The 19633-nt window shown below is 30.6% G+C and carries 17 protein-coding genes; 15 read left to right on the forward strand and 2 right to left on the reverse strand.

Annotated features, from left to right (window positions below):
- Nucleotides 1-79: 79 nt before the first annotated feature.
- Nucleotides 80-1129: a TlpA disulfide reductase family protein gene (locus WA327_RS11250; RefSeq protein WP_336069766.1), complete on the forward strand. Its 1050-nt coding sequence runs from the start codon at nt 80-82 to the stop codon at nt 1127-1129.
- 53 nt (nt 1130-1182) lie between these two features.
- On the opposite strand, the gene WA327_RS11255 is transcribed toward WA327_RS11250, so the two are convergent.
- Nucleotides 1183-2742, reverse strand: coding sequence for an NAD(P)H-hydrate dehydratase (locus WA327_RS11255; RefSeq protein ID WP_336069769.1), 1560 nt, complete (start codon nt 2740-2742; stop codon nt 1183-1185).
- Nucleotides 2743-3011: 269 nt separating this feature from the next.
- On the opposite strand from WA327_RS11255, the gene thrA reads away from it, so the two are divergent.
- From thrA to WA327_RS11325, 14 genes are all read left to right on the forward strand, one after another.
- On the forward strand, nt 3012-5453 hold the full coding sequence (gene thrA, locus WA327_RS11260; protein ID WP_336069772.1) for a bifunctional aspartate kinase/homoserine dehydrogenase I: 2442 nt from the start codon (nt 3012-3014) through the stop codon (nt 5451-5453).
- A gap of 78 nt (nt 5454-5531) precedes the next feature.
- Entirely contained in the window at nt 5532-6455 is a 924-nt protein-coding gene (locus tag WA327_RS11265) for a homoserine kinase (RefSeq protein ID WP_336069774.1), read from the forward strand.
- Between the two features lie 5 nt (nt 6456-6460).
- Entirely contained in the window at nt 6461-6763 is a 303-nt protein-coding gene (locus WA327_RS11270; RefSeq protein WP_336069776.1) for a GIY-YIG nuclease family protein, read from the forward strand.
- Between the two features lie 116 nt (nt 6764-6879).
- Nucleotides 6880-8172, forward strand: coding sequence for a threonine synthase (gene thrC / locus WA327_RS11275; RefSeq protein ID WP_336069778.1), 1293 nt, complete (start codon nt 6880-6882; stop codon nt 8170-8172).
- A 16-nt stretch (nt 8173-8188) separates the two neighbouring features.
- The gene (locus WA327_RS11280) at nt 8189-8785 is read left to right on the forward strand and encodes a Crp/Fnr family transcriptional regulator (RefSeq protein ID WP_336069779.1); all 597 of its coding nucleotides are present in this window, start codon (nt 8189-8191) and stop codon (nt 8783-8785) included.
- Nucleotides 8786-8868: 83 nt separating this feature from the next.
- Entirely contained in the window at nt 8869-9597 is a 729-nt protein-coding gene (locus WA327_RS11285; protein WP_336069781.1) for a hypothetical protein, read from the forward strand.
- Between the two features lie 55 nt (nt 9598-9652).
- A complete protein-coding gene (locus WA327_RS11290; protein WP_336069785.1) occupies nt 9653-10816 on the forward strand; it encodes a sterol desaturase family protein in 1164 nt (387 codons plus the stop codon).
- A gap of 113 nt (nt 10817-10929) precedes the next feature.
- Nucleotides 10930-11964, forward strand: coding sequence for a serine hydrolase domain-containing protein (locus tag WA327_RS11295; RefSeq protein ID WP_336069787.1), 1035 nt, complete (start codon nt 10930-10932; stop codon nt 11962-11964).
- Nucleotides 11965-12074: 110 nt separating this feature from the next.
- On the forward strand, nt 12075-13145 hold the full coding sequence (gcvT, locus tag WA327_RS11300) for a glycine cleavage system aminomethyltransferase GcvT (protein WP_336069788.1): 1071 nt from the start codon (nt 12075-12077) through the stop codon (nt 13143-13145).
- 105 nt (nt 13146-13250) lie between these two features.
- Complete coding sequence (locus tag WA327_RS11305; protein WP_336069790.1) at nt 13251-14084, forward strand: sugar nucleotide-binding protein; 834 nt, start codon at nt 13251-13253, stop codon at nt 14082-14084.
- A gap of 31 nt (nt 14085-14115) precedes the next feature.
- Nucleotides 14116-14409: a 4a-hydroxytetrahydrobiopterin dehydratase gene (locus WA327_RS11310; RefSeq protein ID WP_336069792.1), complete on the forward strand. Its 294-nt coding sequence runs from the start codon at nt 14116-14118 to the stop codon at nt 14407-14409.
- A gap of 34 nt (nt 14410-14443) precedes the next feature.
- On the forward strand, nt 14444-16492 hold the full coding sequence (locus WA327_RS11315; RefSeq protein ID WP_336069793.1) for a S41 family peptidase: 2049 nt from the start codon (nt 14444-14446) through the stop codon (nt 16490-16492).
- A gap of 1 nt (nt 16493) precedes the next feature.
- Nucleotides 16494-17528, forward strand: a complete 1035-nt coding sequence (locus WA327_RS11320) for a hypothetical protein (RefSeq protein WP_336069794.1) — start codon at nt 16494-16496, stop codon at nt 17526-17528.
- 85 nt (nt 17529-17613) lie between these two features.
- Nucleotides 17614-18333, forward strand: a complete 720-nt coding sequence (locus WA327_RS11325) for a YebC/PmpR family DNA-binding transcriptional regulator (protein ID WP_027879089.1) — start codon at nt 17614-17616, stop codon at nt 18331-18333.
- A gap of 87 nt (nt 18334-18420) precedes the next feature.
- On the opposite strand, the gene WA327_RS11330 is transcribed toward WA327_RS11325, so the two are convergent.
- Entirely contained in the window at nt 18421-19464 is a 1044-nt protein-coding gene (locus tag WA327_RS11330) for a hypothetical protein (protein ID WP_336069796.1), read from the reverse strand.
- Between the last annotated feature and the right edge of the window lie 169 nt (nt 19465-19633).

Raw genomic sequence — 19633 nt, forward strand, 5'->3', positions numbered from 1 at the left:
AGTTTTTGTTAATAATTCATCAAAATAACAAATCCTCAAAATAATCTCTTATTTTTGATGTAAAATTAAATTATCAATAATGAAGAAAGTTTTAATGTGCTTAGCAGGATTAGCCATAATAGCCTGCAAACAAGAACCGAAAGATTATGTAACTTTTTCTGGGAAAATAGAAAATCCAAATAGTGATTCTTTAGTCGTTCAGGGAAGAAACTATAACAAAACCATTAAAGTTAATGAAGATGGTACTTTTAAAGACACTTTAAAAGTAGAAACTGGTGTTTACATGTTTTTTGACGGTAATGAACAATCTACATTATACTTAAAAAATGGTGCAGATATAAACATGACTTTGAATACTAAAGAGTTTGACGAAAGTATTAAATTTTCAGGTAATGGTTCTGAAGACTCAAACTATTTAGCAGAAAAAGCATTAATGCAAGAAAACCTTATTAAACCAGGAATGTTTGACTATGAAGAAGACGCATTTAATGAAGAGGTTGAAAAAATTCAACAAAAATTAAATGATTTTATAGCAGAAAGAGAAACTGGATTAGACTCATTATTATTAGCTAACGAAAAATCTGCTATAGAGCAATTTACACCTGGTATTACTAGAGCTTACAAACAACAAAAAATGCAAGCAGAAGCTAGAGCTAAGCAGTTTGCTGATTTAATAGGAAAGCCATCACCTGATTTTAATTTTGAAAATGTTAAAGGAGGAAAAACAACTTTAGCAGACTTAAAAGGAAAATACACTTATATAGATGTTTGGGCTACTTGGTGTGGACCATGTATTAGAGAAATTCCTTATTTAAAAGAATTAGAAAAAGATATGCATGATAAAAACATCCAATTTGTTAGTATATCTGTAGATGATGGAAGAGGTTATAAAAATGATGCTGAAGCAGCAAGAGAAGGATGGATAAAAATGGTTGCTGATAAAGAGTTAGGTGGAATACAATTATTATCTGACGCAGGATGGAAAGCAGATTTTATTCAAGGTTTTAAAATTAATTCTATACCAAGATTTTTATTATTAGATCCTGAAGGTAATGTTGTAGATGCAGATGCTAAAAGACCTTCTAGCCCTAAGTTAAAAGAATATCTTAATGGATTAGAAAATATGTAGTTTACACATATTTAGAAAATATAAAAGCGAGCTGTTTAGCTCGCTTTTTTCATTTAATCTTGTTCATCATCATCCTCTTCTTCTACTTGAGATTGTTCTGGCTTTTTAAATAAATCCAGATATGCTAACGGTATTCCTTCTACTACATGTGTAGCAATAAAACTTTGGTAACCTAACTCGTCTACTAATAAATCTGCAGCTTTACCATGTAAATAAACTGCAAATACAGTTGCTGATAACAAATCATAACCTTGGGCAATCATACCAGCAATTATACCTGTTAAAACATCTCCTGTTCCTGCTGTTGCTAATCCTGGATTACCCGTAACATTAACATATAATTTATCTTCGGCTACGGTTATTGTGTTTGCTCCTTTTATTACAACTATACACTTATGTTTTTTACTAAAAGCTTTAGTTTTTTCTAATTTATCAAAATCATCTTTCCAAGTTCCAACTAATCGTTCTAATTCTTTTGGATGTGGTGTTAATATAGTTTGTCTTTCTGGTAATAATTTTAATAAAGACGTTCTTTTTGCTAACATATTTATACCATCTGCATCAATGACTAAAGGTTTTTTATTTGATTTTAAGAAAGCTTCAAAAGCATCTATAGACGCTTCGTTTGTTCCTGCTCCTACTCCAAAAGCTATAACATTTGCGTTTATATCAAAATTAATCTCGGTAAGCTTTTCTTCATCTTTATCTGTAATTAACATCAACTCAGGAAATGCACCTTGTAAAGGAATATATCCACATTTTGGTGTAAATGCTGTTACTTTACCTGCGCCTGCACTCAACGCGCCTCTGCCTGCCAAGTTAATTGCTCCTATTTTACCATAACTACCTCCAATAATTAAAGCGTGACCAAAAGTACCTTTATGACTATATTTTTCTCTTGGCTTGTATATTGTTAAGACTTCATTCTTACCAATTAAGTCTGCTTCTGTTGGTGTCGTATATAAAAATTCTGGATCTATTCCTATATCTAACACTTCCCATTGTACTGTATATTTAGCAGTTTCTGGTAAGAAAAAAACTAATTTAGGAGACTGAAAACTTAATGTATATCCTGCATTAACAACTTCGGTTGGTGTTGTTGGCACTGCATTTGTTTGTAATCCTGACGGAATGTCTACTGACAACACAAAAGCTTTTGTTACTCTAAAATGATTAAAAATAGTTACAACCCAACTAGCAACAGGTCTGTTTAAACCAATACCAAAAATAGCATCTACAATGATATCTCTTTCTTCAATTTCTGGTAATTCGCTATCTTCATTTAATAAAGTTGGCCAATCTTTTGTAGTATTTTTTATGCGATCATAATTAATTAAAAAATCTTTAGATCGTGACGTACTGTAATTAACTATATACGTTTTTACATTATAACCATGCGTGATTAAATGCCTTGCTAAAACCAATCCATCACCACCGTTATTACCAATACCACAAAATACATGTATTGGTACTTGTGCACCATGCATACGCATGTGTAACCAATTAAAAATTTGCGTCCCTGCTCGTTCCATTAAATCGGTAGAACTTATATTTTGTTTTTTAGCGGTTAAAGCATCTCCTTCATAAATCTGCTCTTTCGAAAATATTTTCATCTATAAAAGTTTATTATAACATTCATTTTAAGTTTCATTATTAATAAAATTAAAGCATAAAATTATTAATTCATCAAAAATCAAACTTAGGTTTGTTTATTAAGGTAAATGTAATACATTTGGTAAGTATAGAAGCTATAAGATGAAAACAACTTCTTTTATTATTACCTTTTTAATGACAATGACCCGTTAGGGTTATGCTTCTATATATCTTCCGTTTAAGGTAGTTTATAAAAACTACAATTTTCAATCAATTACATACAAACTAAATGAAAGTTTTAAAATTTGGAGGAACCTCAGTCGGTTCTAGTCAAAACATAAATAAAGTTATAGCCATTTTAAAAGCTAAATCGCAAGAAGACACCGTTATTTGCGTGGTTTCTGCAATTGGTGGCATTACAGATAAATTGCTAAACGCAGGACTGTTAGCTAAAAATAAAGATGAAAAATATTTAAAGGAATTTGAAACTATTAAAGATATTCACTTTAATGTTTTAAACGAATTACTACCAAAAACAAGTAAATCTATAAAAACTGTTGTAGAAGATAAACTTAATCAGTTAAAAGAATTATTGAATGGTATTTATTTGATAAACGAATTATCGTCAAAAACCTCTGATAAACTAGTTAGTTTTGGTGAGCGCTTATCCTCTACTATCATTGCTGAAACCATTAAAAATCAAGGTTTTGATGCTGAACTAAAAAATAGCCAAGAGTTAATTGTAACCGATGATAATTTTACACGTGCTCAAGTTAATTTTGAAGCGACTAACAAAAACATCAAGTCCTATTTCAAAACACCAAAACAAATTACCATTTTACCTGGTTTTGTTGCAAAATCTACTTCTGGCGAACCAACAACTTTAGGTCGTGGTGGATCAGATTTTACTGCTGCTATTATCGCTGCTGCGTTAAAAGTGGATCAATTAGAGATTTGGACAGATGTAAGTGGTATGTACACCACCAATCCAAAAATGGTAAAACAAGCATTCCCGATTGATAATTTATCCTATCAGGAAGCTATGGAATTATCGCATTTTGGAGCTAAAGTCTTATATCCGCCAACAGTACAACCCGTTTTAGATTTAGACATCCCAATTCACATCAAAAACACATTTGATCCTGAAGCTTTTGGTACAGTAATTTCAAGACAAGACAACGAAAAAAACTTAACAGTCAAAGGTATAAGTAATATTAACGACGTTGCGTTACTTACACTTGAAGGTAGCGGAATGATTGGTATTCCTGGATTTTCAAAACGTTTATTTGAAGTCCTTGCTAATGAAAAAATCAATGTGATTTTTATAACACAAGCCTCTTCAGAGCATTCTATTTGCTTCGGAATTGATAAATCGGATGCTGAACGTGCCAAAAAAGCTATTGATACTGCTTTTGATTATGAAATTTCGCTTCATAAAATAAATCAAATAGAGATTGAAAAAGACCTATCTATAATCGCTTTAGTTGGTGATAACATGAAAAGTCATCAAGGAATTAGCGGAAAAATGTTTAGTACTTTAGGTAAAAACAATATTAATATTCGTGCAATTGCACAAGGTGCTTCAGAAAAAAATATATCTGCTGTTGTTTCAGAAAAAGATGTAAAAAAAGCATTAAACGCTTTACATGAACGTTTTTTTGAAAGCAACACTAAACAGCTTAATGTATTTATTACTGGCGTTGGAAATGTTGGCGAAAAACTGATTGAGCAAATCAAACAACAACGCAGTTACCTAAAGAAAAACCTTAAACTTGATGTTAAGATTGTTGGTTTATCCAACTCACGTAAAATGGTATTTAAACCTGAAGGAATTGATTTAAATGATTGGGCTTCACTGTTTCATTATGCAGAAAAATCTAGTATAGAAGGGTTTTACCAAAAGGTTGTCGAGCTTAATTTACGAAACAGTATTTTTGTAGACGTTACCGCAAATGAAGATGTCGCAAATATCTATGAAAAATACCTAAAACAAAGCGTTGCAGTTGTTGCGTGTAGTAAAATAGCGTGCTCTAGTGCATTTGCTAACTACAAAAAACTACAAGATTTATCTTTAAAATATAATGCTCCATTTTTATACGAAACTAACGTTGGCGCAGGATTACCAATCATAAACACCTTAAGTAATTTAGTTGCTTCTGGTGATAAAGTGATAAGTATTAAAGCCGTTTTATCTGGTAGTTTAAATTTTGTGTTCAACAATTTTAGTGATAAGAAAAACTTCCATGATACTGTAAAACAAGCGCAATTTGAAGGTTATACAGAACCAGATCCGCGTATTGATTTAAGTGGCATTGATGTGGCTAGAAAAATACTAATTCTTGCACGTGAAAATGGTGTTGAAATGGAAATTGAAGACATTAAAAACAAATCATTTTTAACCCAAAAGAATCTAGAAAGCGGCTCTGTAGATGATTTTTATGAAACATTAATTGAAGACGAAGCTCATTTTCAAAAGTTATACGCTTCCGCGAAAGCGAATAATTGCCAACTCAAATATGTTGCTGAATATAAAAATGGTAAAGCATCTGTTGGCTTACAAGAAATCCCAGAAGGTCACCCATTTTATAATTTAGAAGGTAAAGATAATATTGTTATGTTCCATACACAGCGTTACCCAGAACAACCTTTAATTGTAAAAGGTGCTGGTGCTGGTGCAGATGTAACTGCATCTGGATTATTTGCAGATATTATCAAAATTGGAAGTAAATAATTTTTTGTCATTCAGAACGAAGTGAAGAATCTAAATGATGATGCTTCGACAAGCTCTGCATGACTTAACTAAAAAAGTATGAATAATCAAATTAAAATATTCTCTCCTGCTACAGTTGCTAATGTCTCTTGCGGATTTGATGTCCTCGGGTTTTGTTTGGATTACATTGGTGATGAAATGATTATCAGAAAATCTGAAGAAAAAGGCATTAAAATCACAAAAATAGAAGGTGCAAATCTTCCTTTTGACGTTGAAAAAAATGTTGCCGGAGTTGCTGCTTTGGCTATTTATAATCACGCAAAACCAGATTGTGGTTTTGAGATAGAAATCTATAAAAAAATAAAACCTGGAAGTGGTATTGGTAGCAGTTCTGCAAGCGCATCAGGTGTTGTTTTTGCAATTAATCAATTATTAGGCAAACCATACAATGCAACACAATTAACCCAATTTGCTATGAAAGGTGAAGCTGTTGCAAGTGGTTGTGAGCATGCAGATAACATTGCTCCTGCAATTTTTGGTGGCTTTACTTTGGTAAAAAGCACACAACCTTTACAAGTACTGTCGTTACCAACGCCATCTGATTTATATGCAACAATTATTCATCCGCAAATCGAAGTAAAAACTGCTGAAGCTAGAGCCATTTTACCTAAAAAAGTAGATTTACAACATGCAATACATCAATGGGCAAATGTAGGTAGTTTGGTACACGCTTTACATACTAACGATTATGATTTGTTAAGTCAATCTTTAAAAGATGAAATTGTAGAACCATACAGAAGCAAGCTTATTCCTTGTTTTGACGATGTAAAAAATGCTGCAACAAAAGCTGGCGGTTTAGGTACAGGTATTTCTGGTTCAGGACCTTCAATTTTTACTTTAAGTAAAGGTGAGCAAATTGCTAAAAACGTTGAAAAAGCTATACAAAACGTCTATTCAGAAACAGATATCAGTTTTAATACTTACATGTGTAAAATTAATACTGAAGGCATAAAAATTTTATAAAATCATTGAAAGGAAACTACTATCAATATTATGTTTATTTACTTTCAAGTAAGAAAAATGGAACACTGTATATTGGTGTAACTAATGATTTAGAAAGAAGAATGTTTGAACATAAAAATAAATTAGTTTCTGGATTTACTGCAAAATACAACGTAAACAAATTAATGTATTTTGAAGATTTTCAGTATGTAAATGATGCATTAAAAAGAGAAAAACAATTGAAAAACTGGAATAGACAATGGAAAATAGATTTAATAGAAAAAGAAAATAAAGAATGGAAAGATTTATCTGTAGATTGGAAGTATTAGTAGATTCTGCGTCGTAGCGCAGAATGACAATCAAAACAAAAATCCTTGTCATTCCGCACTTGATGCGGAATCCAAAATTGTTAAATAAATTAATTCCTTTAAGGAAAGACATCAATATGAAATACTACTCTTTAAATAAAAAAGCTCCAATTACTACCTTTGAAAATGCAGTTTTAAAAGGATTAGCACCAGACAAAGGACTTTATTTTCCTGAAAAAATAATACCTCTACCACAATCCTTTTTTGATAATATTGACAACCTTTCACATTCTGAAATTGCTTTTGAAGCCATTAAACAATTTGTAAGTCCAGAAATTCCTGAAGCTGAACTTAAACGAATTGTTAAAGAAACATTGTCTTTCGATTTTCCTATTGAAAAACTAAATGAGAATATTTCAACATTAGAATTATTTCATGGTCCAACTATGGCGTTTAAAGATGTTGGCGCTCGTTTTATGGCACGTTGCTTAGGTTATTTCAATAAAGAAAACACAAACGAAGTTACAGTTTTAGTTGCTACTTCTGGAGATACTGGTGGCGCTGTTGCTAATGGGTTTTTAGGTGTAAAAGGCGTAAATGTAGTTATCCTCTATCCTAGCGGAAAAGTAAGCGATATCCAAGAAAAACAATTAACTACACTTGGTAAAAATATTAGAGCTTTAGAAGTAAATGGTGTTTTTGATGATTGTCAAGACATGGTAAAACGTGCATTTTTAGATGAAAAACTAACCTCTAAAATGCAATTAACTTCAGCAAATTCAATAAATGTTGCGCGTTGGTTACCGCAAATGTTTTATTTCTTTTTTGCTTACAAACAATTACACAACACACATAAAGACATTGTGTTTTCTGTACCAAGTGGCAATTTTGGTAATATCTGTGCTGGTATGATGGCGCAACAATTAGGCTTACCAATCAAGCATTTTATAGCTTCTAATAATGCTAATAATGTCGTGACTGAGTATTTACAAACTAAAAAATATCAACCAAAACCGTCTGTTCAAACCATCAGTAACGCAATGGATGTTGGTAATCCGAGTAATTTTATTCGTATTCAAGAAATTTATAATCAAGATTTTAACGAATTAAAAAACAACCTAACTTCTTACAGCTATACAGATGAAGAAACTCGTGAAGCCTTAAAAGAAATGTATAACGACTGTAACTATATTGCAGATCCACATGGTGCTGTTGGTTATTTAGGTTGTAAAGAGTATTTAAAGAGTAATCCAAACGCGCATTGTGTCTTTTTAGAAACAGCACATCCAACCAAGTTTTTAGATGTTGTGGAAGATGTAATTAAAGAAAATATAGAATTACCTCCACAAATTTTAAGCGTCATGGATAAAAAGAAAAAGGCTACGAAAATTAGCTCTTATGAGGAATTAAAAAGCTTTTTATTGAAATAATATATTCAACATAAAAATGAAACTCACAGATTTCGAAAAAATAAAAGCACTTTACAAATTAGGTAAAAACCTAACGTTATCTGATATACAAATTTTAATCAAATCTGCTAAAACCAAGTCATTTTTACCAGGTGAATTTTTAATTAAAGAAGGAGAAATAAAAAAAGAAATTTTCTTAATTAAAAAAGGATTAGTTAGAACTTACAAAGTCAATGATAAAGGTGATGAAATTACTACTTTAATTAGATATGAAAACCAAGTAATCGCAAGTCCAGATATCATATTTTTCAATAAACCATCTGAGTTTTATTTTGAAGCTTTTGAACCTACCGAAGTAATATATATGGATTATGATGTACTCCAAAAACTTATTGATAGTAATCCAAAGTTAGAAGCCAACAGAAAATTTTTTCTACATAATATTTTAAAAGATTTATTAAAACGTGTAGACTCATTTGTCCTATTATCTCCAGAAGAAAGGTATTTAGAGTTTATAAAAACCCATCCAGATATAATAAATAGAATCCCTAACAAGCACATTGCTAACCTATTAGGAATAACTCCTGTTTCATTAAGCAGAATAAGAAAGCGTATTGTCACAAAAAACAAATAATTTTTATTAATTATCTTTTGTTAACGTCAAAACGCTAATTAGCTATATAGATTTGTATCATTATTAACCATAAAATAATTGATATGAAAAATTTAAAATCTATTACAGCGTTGTTATTCATAGCATTAATAACACTTTTTTTATCATCTTGTTCTGATGACAATGAATCAGTTGAAGACACTACAATTTCTGAAGAAGAAGCTGTAGACATTATTGACGATACTTTAGATGAAGAAACAGGAGGATTAAATGAACTTATTCAATCTTTTGTAGAAGAATTACTTACAGATATTGTTAACAATGACGTTTGTGGTACTTTATACCAATCGTCGTATCCTTTTGATTATTCTGGTGATTTAGTGACTGCAGATTATGATGTAGCTTGGAATTACGAATTATTTTGTGATACATACAACATTCCTGAATCTGTAAGCTTTAATGCTATTTCAACAGGAAATTATGATTCTGTACGTATCGATTCTAATGATAATTCAGATTTAAATGTTACCATAGCTGGTTTATCTCCTTTAGATAGTTATTTGACTTTAAACGGAAATTTTACAAGAGACGGAAGTCAACAACTAACAACAGTTTTAAATACAAGAAATCTAACATCAACTTTAAATTTAGATCTTACTAATGTTTTAATTGATAGTACAAGCTATCAAATTACATCTGGAACTGGAAATTTCACTTTTAGTTATACTAATTTAAACAACACCTATTCTTACACTGGTAATATGGTGTTTAATGGTAACGGAAGCATAACAATAATTATTAATGGCTTGACTTACACTATTGATTTAAACTAAAAAATATTTGTATGCTCTGGTTTTTATTTAAAATCAGAGCTTAATTTTTTTAAAAATGAAAGAGTATTTAATTTATTTTTTAATCGCTTTTGTAAGATATTTTTCAATAGCTGGATTAGCTTATATTGTGTTTTACAAGTTATTTAATAAGCAATTTGTAAACAATAAAATTCAATCTAGAATTATGAAGAAAAAAGATGTTATTAGAGAAATACTATACTCTACACAATCTACCATTATTATTACTTTAATAGGTTTGTTAATGCTTAAAACACCTTTAGTAAAATTTACAAATCTGTACACAAATGTTAACGATTTTAGCATTTGGTGGATTCCATTAAGTATTATAATCGCATTAATTTTACATGACACCTATTTTTATTGGATGCATAGATTAATGCACAAACCCAAACTCTACAAAAAAATACATTTAATACATCATAAATCTATTAACCCATCACCTTGGGCATCATATTCTTTTCATTTATTTGAAAGTATTATAGAAGCATTAATCGCTCCAATAATTTTTATCTTACTACCGTTACATCCTATTGCGATATTTACATTCGTTTTTTTAGGATTTACTATTAATGTTTACGGACATTTAGGCTATGAAATTACTCCAAAATGGTTTAGGCATTCATTTTTATTTGAAATTTTAAACACATCAACTCATCATAACATTCATCATTCAAAATTTAAAGGAAATTACGGATTGTATTTTAGAATTTGGGATAGATTAATGAAAACAGAACATCCAGATTATGTTAAAGAATATGACAAAATTCAAGAAAAACGATTTGGAACTTACAAACCTATTTCTATGCGATGGAAATACATTTCACTCTCTGTTTTAACTGCTATTTTGTGCTTTTTAATGTTATCCTTTAAATCTGATAACTCTATAGAAGGCAAATGGAAAGATGAAGAAAATAAAGTAGTAATATTGATTTATAAAAACAAAGGTGAATTTTTTGGCGAGTTAATTAGTGCAGAAAACCCTAAAGATGATAAGGCTATCAAAAATAAAGAAAAAGATGTTGTTATCATGAAAAACTTTGTAAAAAAAACCAACAAAAATTATTGCTGTGGTACAATTTATTTACCAAAAAAGAAAGTAACTGTTAAAGCTACGCTAACATTATTAGATAGTAAGACTTTACAAATTGATGGCAAATTTGGCATTTTTAAAGGTACTCACTTTTGGGAAAAGTTATAATTTTAAAATTTATTGAAATAACAATTCATCATTTAACTTCTACAATTCGGTGATATAATATTTAGTATTTTTCAAATTAGAAATAAGTTTGCTTCAACTTTTAATTTCAACCAATGAAAAATAAACCAAAATTAATCCTAAGGATTGTTCTGCTTTTAAGCACTGTAATTTCACTCTACTTTGTCCCTTGGCCAATTGTAACTGCTTGGATAAAACCTTTGCCAAATACTATTCAAGAACAAGTAAATCAAGCTTCAGATTACGGTTTTGATGGTATAATTGTTTATGTAGATCAAGCAGGAAAATCACCTCAATTTTTTACTTCTGGTTATCACAATACAGAAAATAAAATTACTGCAAAACCTGATGCTCTATTTAAAATTGCTAGTAATGATAAATTGTACACATCGGTTTGTATTGCTAAATTAGTTTATGACAAAAAGATTGATTTAAATAAAACGTTAGCCGATTATTTTCCTGAGTTAGTTGGTAGAATTGAATACGCTAATACCATAACTATAAAAATGATGGTACAGCATAGAAGCGGAATACCTAACTACACAAATTTTAATAATTATTGGGCAAATCCAAAATATACAAATGAAGAAAACCTTAAAATTGTTTTAGATTTACCTGCTAGTTTTAAACCAAATACAGATTACGAATACAGTAACACCAACTACCTACTACTAACAGAACTTATTGAAAAAGTTACCGAAAAACCTAAGTTTGATTACATAAACCAGCATATATTAAAACCATTAAACCTTAATAACACCTTTGCTTCTGTACGCGATGTTGATTTAAATAATGTTATGAGCGGTTATCATGTGGGTTACAGTTTAGATTTAAAAACCGAAGATGTTGGTATGCTTGCAACAGCAGAAGATTTGGGTGAATTTTTAAGAGCGTTAAATGATGGATCGGTATTTAAAAATAAAGAAGAACAAGATATTTATTCCTCAATTTATAAATATGAACATACAGGCTTAGTCCCTGGTTATCAAAGTATTTCTAAATATCATCAAGATATCGATACTGTTGTTATTCAGTTTACAAATACAACCAATTTTAGAGGCTACAACTGGAATCTTTCTGAAATCATGTACAGTCGCATCCTTAAAATTTTGCGTAAAAACGAAAAATAGTTCTCCTATTTCTTCTATAAATCATCAATGCGTACTCAATAATTTTCAATACTTTTGTGACACTAAAAACTAAAGCATTCCGCTTGACGGAAACAAAAAATATTACAAAAATGAAAAATACTGCATTAACCGAAACTCACATCGCACTTGGTGCAAAAATGGTACCTTTTGCAGGCTATAATATGCCTGTTCAATACGAAGGTGTAAACATAGAACACGAAGCTGTAAGAACAGATTGTGGCGTGTTTGATGTTAGCCATATGGGTGAGTTTTTAATTGAAGGAGAACACGCGTTAGACCTTATACAAAGTGTCACGACTAACGATGCTTCAAAATTAACTATTGGTAAAGCACAATATTCTTGCTTACCAAATGATGATGGCGGAATTGTTGACGATTTAATTGTTTATCGTGTAAAAGAAGACACTTACTTATTAGTTGTTAATGCAAGTAATATTGAAAAAGATTGGAATTGGATTAGCTCTAAAAACACCTTTGGTGCTACTATGCGCGATCTATCTGAAGATTATTCTTTATTAGCTATTCAAGGTCCAAATGCTGTCGAAAAAATGCAAGCTTTATCAAGTCACGATTTAGCAGATATTAAATTTTACAACTTTGTAGTTGGTGACTTTGCTGGTATTGATCACGTAATCATCTCTGCAACTGGTTATACCGGAAGTGGCGGATTTGAAATTTACTGTAAAAACAACGAAGTAAAACAAATCTGGGATAAAGTTACAGAAGCTGGCGCAAAACCAATTGGATTAGCTGCAAGAGACACTTTAAGACTAGAAATGGGTTATTGCCTTTACGGAAATGACATTGATGATACAACATCGCCTTTTGAAGCTGGATTAGGCTGGATTACAAAGTTTACAAAAACGTTTACTAATTCAGAAAATCTTGCTGAAGAGAAAAAACGCGTTTTAAAAAGAAAACTTGTTGCTTTTGAATTAGATGAAAAAGGTATTCCAAGAAGTGGTTATGATATTGTAGATGGTCAAGGTAATGCAATAGGTAAAGTAACATCTGGTACGATGTCTCCTTCTTTAAAAAAGGGAATTGGACTAGGTTACGTCTCTCCTATTTTTAGTGATTTTGGAAGTAAAATTAATATCCAAATTCGTAAAAATGCTGTACCTGCAACAGTAGTAAAATTACCTTTTTACAAAGGATAATTTTTAGATAACAAAACATTAATGTCAGTTTAAGTCTGTCGTAATAAATAGTTTGTTTATTTTGACATGCTTTTTCTGGCATTTTATTTGAAATGAAGTAGATTAATGAAGCCTCAACAAGATAACAAACATCGTATATTAATACTTGGCGCAAGTGGTTTTTTAGGACAAGCCATTTACAAAGAGTTATATGCATATTACAATACTTTTGGTACGTATTGTACCGATAAATATGCTTACGAAAAAAACCATCACTTTTTTCAGTATAATATAGAAGAAGACGATGTTTTTGAAATCTTAGATATTGTAAAACCAACAATAATTATCTCTGCGCTTCGCGGAAACTTTTCTGCTCAGGTTATAGCGCATCAACATTTGGTAGATTACGTTGTCCATAAACCTTGTAAATTGTTGTTTTTATCTTCTGCAAATGTATTTGATGCTTACAGTCAATTTCCAAGTTACGAGTTTGACAAAACCTTAAGTCACAGCATGTACGGACATTTCAAAATTAAAATTGAAAACATGCTACTTAGGATTCCTAAAAGCAAAGTAGGTATTTTAAGACTACCTATGGTGTTTGGTGTGCAATCTCCTAGAATTAAAGAAACAAAGCTTCATTTAAGAGAAAAACTACCAATTGAAGTGTTTCCTAACTTGATAATGAATGTGACCAATGATAGCAAGGTGACTCAGCAAATTCATTATATCATTAATCGAAATAAATCAGGGATTTTTCATCTTGGAAGTCAAGATTTAGTACATCATGACGACTTTTTTAAAGAAATAATTGCTTCACTTGGCTATCATAATCCGTTATTTAAACGCGTTTACACTACAAATGAAGACCGTTATCTAGCAGTATTACCAAAAGAAAATAAACTACCAAAACACCTTCAAATTTTAAGTCAAGATATTTTATCCGAATTAGAAGTTTAAATTTCTTACTTTTAAGACATAAAACTTAATTATGGAAAAATTATCTGAAAGCGATATCGAAACTCGCCTATTAAGACTACCAGAATGGGAATATTACGATAACGCAATACATGCCGAATTTGAATTTGAAAACTTTAAAGATTGCTTTAGTGCCATGAGCCGCATAGCTTTTGAGTGCGAAGCATTAAACCATCATCCAGATTGGACAAATGTTTATAATAACTTAAGTATTTCGTTATCAACACATGATGCTGGTGGTGTTACCGAAAAAGATTTTAAATTAGCACAAGCTATAGAATCTATTGTCGAAGAAGACGAAGAATAACAGCTCACACAAATCAATAATTACAATTTAACCTATGGCAAAACAGACCTTTGCTGTACTGCTTTTTATTATCTCTTTCTCAGCATTTTCTCAACAAAATGATGCGTTTTGTGATAAACTTGTAGCATTACAAAAACAAGTATTTGAAAATCATTACGAGCCTAAAATTTTAAACGATTCTTTATCTAAAGGTGTTTATCATTTGTTTTTAGACTTGCTAGACGAAGATAAAGAGTATTTTTTAGAAGAAGATTTAAGCACTTTAAACAAAGATGAATTAGAAATAGACGATTATCTACTAAATCAAAATTGTGCTTTTGTAACTAAATACAGTGATATCCTTCAAAAAAGAATAAACCAAAGTATTGCTTATTTAGAAACCTTAAAAAGTAAAGATTTAAATTACAATAGCCACTATTCACTAAGATATACACCTGAAGAATATTACACCTATTTTAAAGATGAAGCCGAATTAAATAATGCTTTAGAGAAAAAAATAGCCTATAAAGTTATTAGCCGATTGTTAGATCAAAATGAAGATTTAGAAGAGATTACTTCAAAATTTGATACTCTAGAAAAAGAATTAAAACCAAAAATTATTGATAACGAAATCTGTGTCTTAACAGAGTTTTTAAATAAAACCAATGGGTTTGATAACTACGTAAATAATCAGTTTTTAAACGCTTATTTAAATTATCAAGATCCGCATTCTATCTTCTTAAGTAATACAGACAAAACCATTTTTGAAGACGGTTTATCAAGCAATCAACTGTCTTTTGGTTTAATTACAGATAAAAATGACGACGGACAAATTACCGTTGCACACGTCATACCAGGTAGCTCAGCATTTATAAACGGAAATATTGAAGCAGATGATGTTATTTTATCACTTACAGCAAACAACAATACGCTAGAAACCTTTTGTGTCTCTAATAAAGATGTTCAAGCTTATATGACTAATGAAAGTTATGACGAAATGACTTTCAAAATAAAAAAATCTAACGGTGGTACTTTTGATATAAAACTAAAGAAAAGTAAGATAAAAGTTGAAGACAATGCTATAATTGGCTACGTGCTTTCTCAAGAAGAAACTAACGTTGGATACATACAAATACCAAGCTTTTATACCAATGAAGAGTCGCCAAACGGAAGAGGTGTTTCCTTAGATTTTGCTAAAGAATTATACAAACTTCAAAAAGAAAATATTGAAGGTTTAGTTATAGATTTAAGATTTAACGGTGGCGGATCAATGCAAGAAGCAATAGAGCTTTGCGGCATGTTTATAGATCGCGGACCAGTTTCGATTATAAAATATAAAAATGGTCAAAGTTACACGTTAAAAGACACAAAACGTGGTACACTATATAGTAAACCTTTACTAATTTTAGTAAACAGTTATAGCGCTTCTGCTTCAGAGTTTTTTGCAAGTACAATGCAAGATTACAATCGTGCTGTAATTGTTGGTTCTAAAACGCATGGTAAATCTACAGCACAAACTATTATGCCTGTAAGCATAAAAGAAGACTTAGGGTTTTGCAAAATTACCGTTGAAACCTTTTTTAGAGTGACGGGTAAAAGTCTTCAAGCGCAAGGTGTGATTCCAGATGTTAAATTACCTTCAATTTATGACGATTTAAAAAGTTACGAATCAAACTACCAATTCGCTATAAAAAATCAAACAGCAACAGTTAAATTACCTCACAAACCGTTTGCTGCAATAGATGTAAAAACACTTGTTGAAAAAAGTAAATCTAGAACAGAAAACCAGTTAGTTTTTAATTCAATTTTAGATAAAAATAGTAAGCTAAAACAAAGTATTTTTGAAAAAGGAGAACCTTACAAGTTGTCCCTAAAAGCTATAGATAATAGCCGAAAACAAAAGATAAATTTAATAGACTCTATTTTTAAAACTAACAAAGTACCCTTTCCTCTACTTATTACAAATACAGAAGCTACCGAAGAAGTTTTAACTTTTAATCCAGAAGATAAAAGTGAAAACGAAGACTATTTAGAAGAGTTAACCAACGATATTTACATTAACGAATCTTATTACATAATTAAAGACTTAATTAATAATTTTTAAAATGAAACACCTAAAACAACTAACCCTTTTAATCGCTTTAACATTACCCTTTTTTACCATTGCTCAAAGTTTTGATCACGCAGTAGATTACCTAGATTTTTTAGGAAAAGAACAAGAAGTGGTAACCAAAAATATGTGGAAATACACCAAAGCACTTGCACACAGTAAAAGTGACCGAAGCATTAATGCTAAAAGAGAAAACCTAATAAAATCTGTTGAAAGAACCATTAGTAAAATTGAAAAAGCCGATGGTTTTGATGGTGATGACTACAAAAATCAAGTATTAAAACACCTAAGATTAAATGAAAAACTTTTAAAGCATGAATATGCCGAAATCATAGACATGAAAGCAGTTGCAGAACAATCTTATGACATGATGGAAGCTTATATTTTAGCACAAAGATTAGCAAACAAAAAAATGGCTGAATCGCAAGCAGAATATGAAACAAATCTTTATGCTTTTGCAGCAAAACATAATATCGAAATACAAGAAAGTGAAAGCGACTTAGGTAAAAAAATGGAAATATCTAACCAAGTTTTTAAACACTACAACGATATGTACTTAGTGTTTTTTAAAGTGTTTATAAACGAAATTTATCTTTGGGACGCTGTAGAAAATAATGATGTAAACGGCATACAACAAAACGCAAATGCGTTAGCATCTTCGGCTAAAGAAGGTATAGAAATTTTAAAAACTGCGGAAGGTTACAAAAATGATAAAGCACTTATTTTGGCTACTAAAACAACTTTTAATTATTTAATTGATGAAGCCGAAAACCAAATTCCTGTTATTGTTGACTTTTTAATTTTAGAAGACAACATGAATAACATTAAAGAAACTTTAGAAAAAACACCTGAGAGAAAACGTACAAAAAAACAAATAGATGCTTACAACGATAAAGTAAAAGAAATCAATAAAGCAGCTAAAGAATATAACAAAGTAAACGCGTCTTTAAATACAGAAAGACAAAACGTTTTAGGAAAATTAGATTCGGCTAAAGAAAAATTTTTAGAGAGACACATTCCGAAGGACTAATTATCTTTACTTTTTTATAAATTTGCAATCGTTAAAAAAATTACTAACAACCTTCTTTTTAAGAAGACCTAAATAACATAAATCTATGGGAAGAGCTTTTGAATTTAGAAAAGCACGAAAAATGAAACGTTGGGCCGCAATGAGTAAAGCCTTTACACGTATAGGAAAAGATATCGTAATGGCTGTTAAAGAAGGTGGACCAGATCCCGATAGTAACTCAAGACTTAGAGCGGTTATACAAAACGCTAAGTCTGTAAACATGCCAAAAGACAATATAGAACGTGCTATAAAACGTGCTAGTGATAAAAATCAAGGCGATTATAAAGAAGTTGTTTTTGAAGGTTATGCACCACACGGAATTGCAGTTTTAGTAGAAACAGCAACAGATAACAATACACGTACTGTAGCAAATATCCGTAGTTATTTTAATAAATGTGACGGAAGTTTAGGTACATCAGGATCGGTTGTGTTTATGTTTGATCATACATGTAATTTCAGAATTAATGCTGAAGGATTAGATCCAGAAGAATTAGAATTAGAGTTAATAGATTTTGGTGCAGAAGAAGTCTTTGTAGATGATGATGGTATATTAATCTACGCACCTTTTGAAAGTTTTGGAGCAATACAAGCAGAACTTGAACGTCGTGAAATTGAAATTTTATCTTCAGGTTTTGAACGTATACCACAAGTCACTAAAAAGTTAACTGAAGAAGAAGCTGCAGATGTAGAAAAACTTTTAGAAAAAATAGAAGAAGATGATGATGTACAAAACGTATATCATACCATGGAAGAAACAACAGATTAATAATCTTCCTTAATTATAAAAACAAAAAGGCTATTCAAAATTGAATAGCCTTTTTTCTTTCAAATCAAATCAATTATCAACCATTAATTATTGCTTAGAAAGATAAACCGCAGAAGCTGACGCTAAATTATAATCTAAAACCGGTGTAAGGTTACCTCCAGAAGAAATATTATTGAAGGCTAAAATCTTACCATTTGCAGCTTCTGCAATATATACTGTTTCGGTCATACTATCGTATGCAACATCTACTGGGTTACCTAACATTGTGTTAGATCCTGCTACTCTTACTTGACTAGACATTGCTAACGTACCACCGTTACTTGTACTATTAAATTTATTAGAGAAGTTTGAAATTACATGAAATCCACCATCTGATGCACTAGTTGGTGTACCACTAGCAACACCAATATCAGTTAATACCATAACATCACTATCCATATCATAAGCTAAACCATGCGTTCTTACAATTCCTTCTACTGAAATTGTTTTTGTAGCCATAACTGTAGCATCTGTAGTATTTGACAAAAAGTTATTAAACACAGCTAATTGGTCTGTAACATCTACAATTGCATATAAATCTGAACCAGCAAATGTTATTCCCCATAATTTAAAATTAGTAGTAATTGTATTTCTTAAAGTGAAATTACTACCTGACTTTTGATAAATAAACAGTCTACCATCAGGTGTATTTGTATCACCATCTACATCACTATTATCTGCCACAACATAAAAATTACCATTAACAGCAACTTCTCTTGGACTTGTCATATCTGATGGTCCAGAAAAATCTACAGAAACCGTTGTACCTGAAGTAATCATACTTACGTTAGAAAAACCTTCTAAAGAAAGATTTGATCTTGATGCTTGAAAAACTGCATCAGAATCTGAATCGTAGTACACACCATCTGCAGCTGTACTTACTGTAATTAAAGTTTTAGATTCTACATTTGACATATCTGACACATCAATTTCATCAATATTACCATTGGCATTATTTGATGTATAAATTTTAGTTGAAACTTCTGCCATAGGCATATCCATTCCGTTGTCATCGTCATCACTACAAGAAGTTAATGCAAATGAAGTAATTGCTAAAAGGCTTAAAAATTTAATTGTTTTTTGAGTTTTCATAATTATTTGTTGTTTTTGTTAATACGATTATACCTACGAAGTATTAATCAACCCGGTTTTAAAAAAATCACACATTAACATTTTTTAACAAAAAAAGCGCCTTCAACTATTTAATTGAAAGCGCTTGATTATGGTAGATTGTAGTTATTTAATGTTTCTTTTTAGGGAC

It is taken from the genome of Mesoflavibacter sp. CH_XMU1404-2, assembly GCF_037029465.1.
In the GTDB taxonomy this organism is placed as follows: domain Bacteria; phylum Bacteroidota; class Bacteroidia; order Flavobacteriales; family Flavobacteriaceae; genus Mesoflavibacter.

Excerpts from the sequence above, each read along its gene's own strand:
- WA327_RS11250 (WP_336069766.1), top strand. The coding sequence starts at position 80 with ATGAAGAAAGTTTTAATGTGCTTAGCAGGATTAGCCATAATAGCCTGC.
- WA327_RS11255 (WP_336069769.1), bottom strand. The coding sequence starts at position 2,742 with ATGAAAATATTTTCGAAAGAGCAGATTTATGAAGGAGATGCTTTAACC.
- thrA (WP_336069772.1), top strand. The coding sequence starts at position 3,012 with ATGAAAGTTTTAAAATTTGGAGGAACCTCAGTCGGTTCTAGTCAAAAC.
- WA327_RS11265 (WP_336069774.1), top strand. The coding sequence starts at position 5,532 with ATGAATAATCAAATTAAAATATTCTCTCCTGCTACAGTTGCTAATGTC.
- thrC (WP_336069778.1), top strand. The coding sequence starts at position 6,880 with ATGAAATACTACTCTTTAAATAAAAAAGCTCCAATTACTACCTTTGAA.
- WA327_RS11280 (WP_336069779.1), top strand. The coding sequence starts at position 8,189 with ATGAAACTCACAGATTTCGAAAAAATAAAAGCACTTTACAAATTAGGT.
- WA327_RS11285 (WP_336069781.1), top strand. The coding sequence starts at position 8,869 with ATGAAAAATTTAAAATCTATTACAGCGTTGTTATTCATAGCATTAATA.
- WA327_RS11290 (WP_336069785.1), top strand. The coding sequence starts at position 9,653 with ATGAAAGAGTATTTAATTTATTTTTTAATCGCTTTTGTAAGATATTTT.
- WA327_RS11295 (WP_336069787.1), top strand. The coding sequence starts at position 10,930 with ATGAAAAATAAACCAAAATTAATCCTAAGGATTGTTCTGCTTTTAAGC.
- gcvT (WP_336069788.1), top strand. The coding sequence starts at position 12,075 with ATGAAAAATACTGCATTAACCGAAACTCACATCGCACTTGGTGCAAAA.
- WA327_RS11305 (WP_336069790.1), top strand. The coding sequence starts at position 13,251 with ATGAAGCCTCAACAAGATAACAAACATCGTATATTAATACTTGGCGCA.
- WA327_RS11310 (WP_336069792.1), top strand. The coding sequence starts at position 14,116 with ATGGAAAAATTATCTGAAAGCGATATCGAAACTCGCCTATTAAGACTA.
- WA327_RS11315 (WP_336069793.1), top strand. The coding sequence starts at position 14,444 with ATGGCAAAACAGACCTTTGCTGTACTGCTTTTTATTATCTCTTTCTCA.
- WA327_RS11320 (WP_336069794.1), top strand. The coding sequence starts at position 16,494 with ATGAAACACCTAAAACAACTAACCCTTTTAATCGCTTTAACATTACCC.
- WA327_RS11325 (WP_027879089.1), top strand. The coding sequence starts at position 17,614 with ATGGGAAGAGCTTTTGAATTTAGAAAAGCACGAAAAATGAAACGTTGG.
- WA327_RS11330 (WP_336069796.1), bottom strand. The coding sequence starts at position 19,464 with ATGAAAACTCAAAAAACAATTAAATTTTTAAGCCTTTTAGCAATTACT.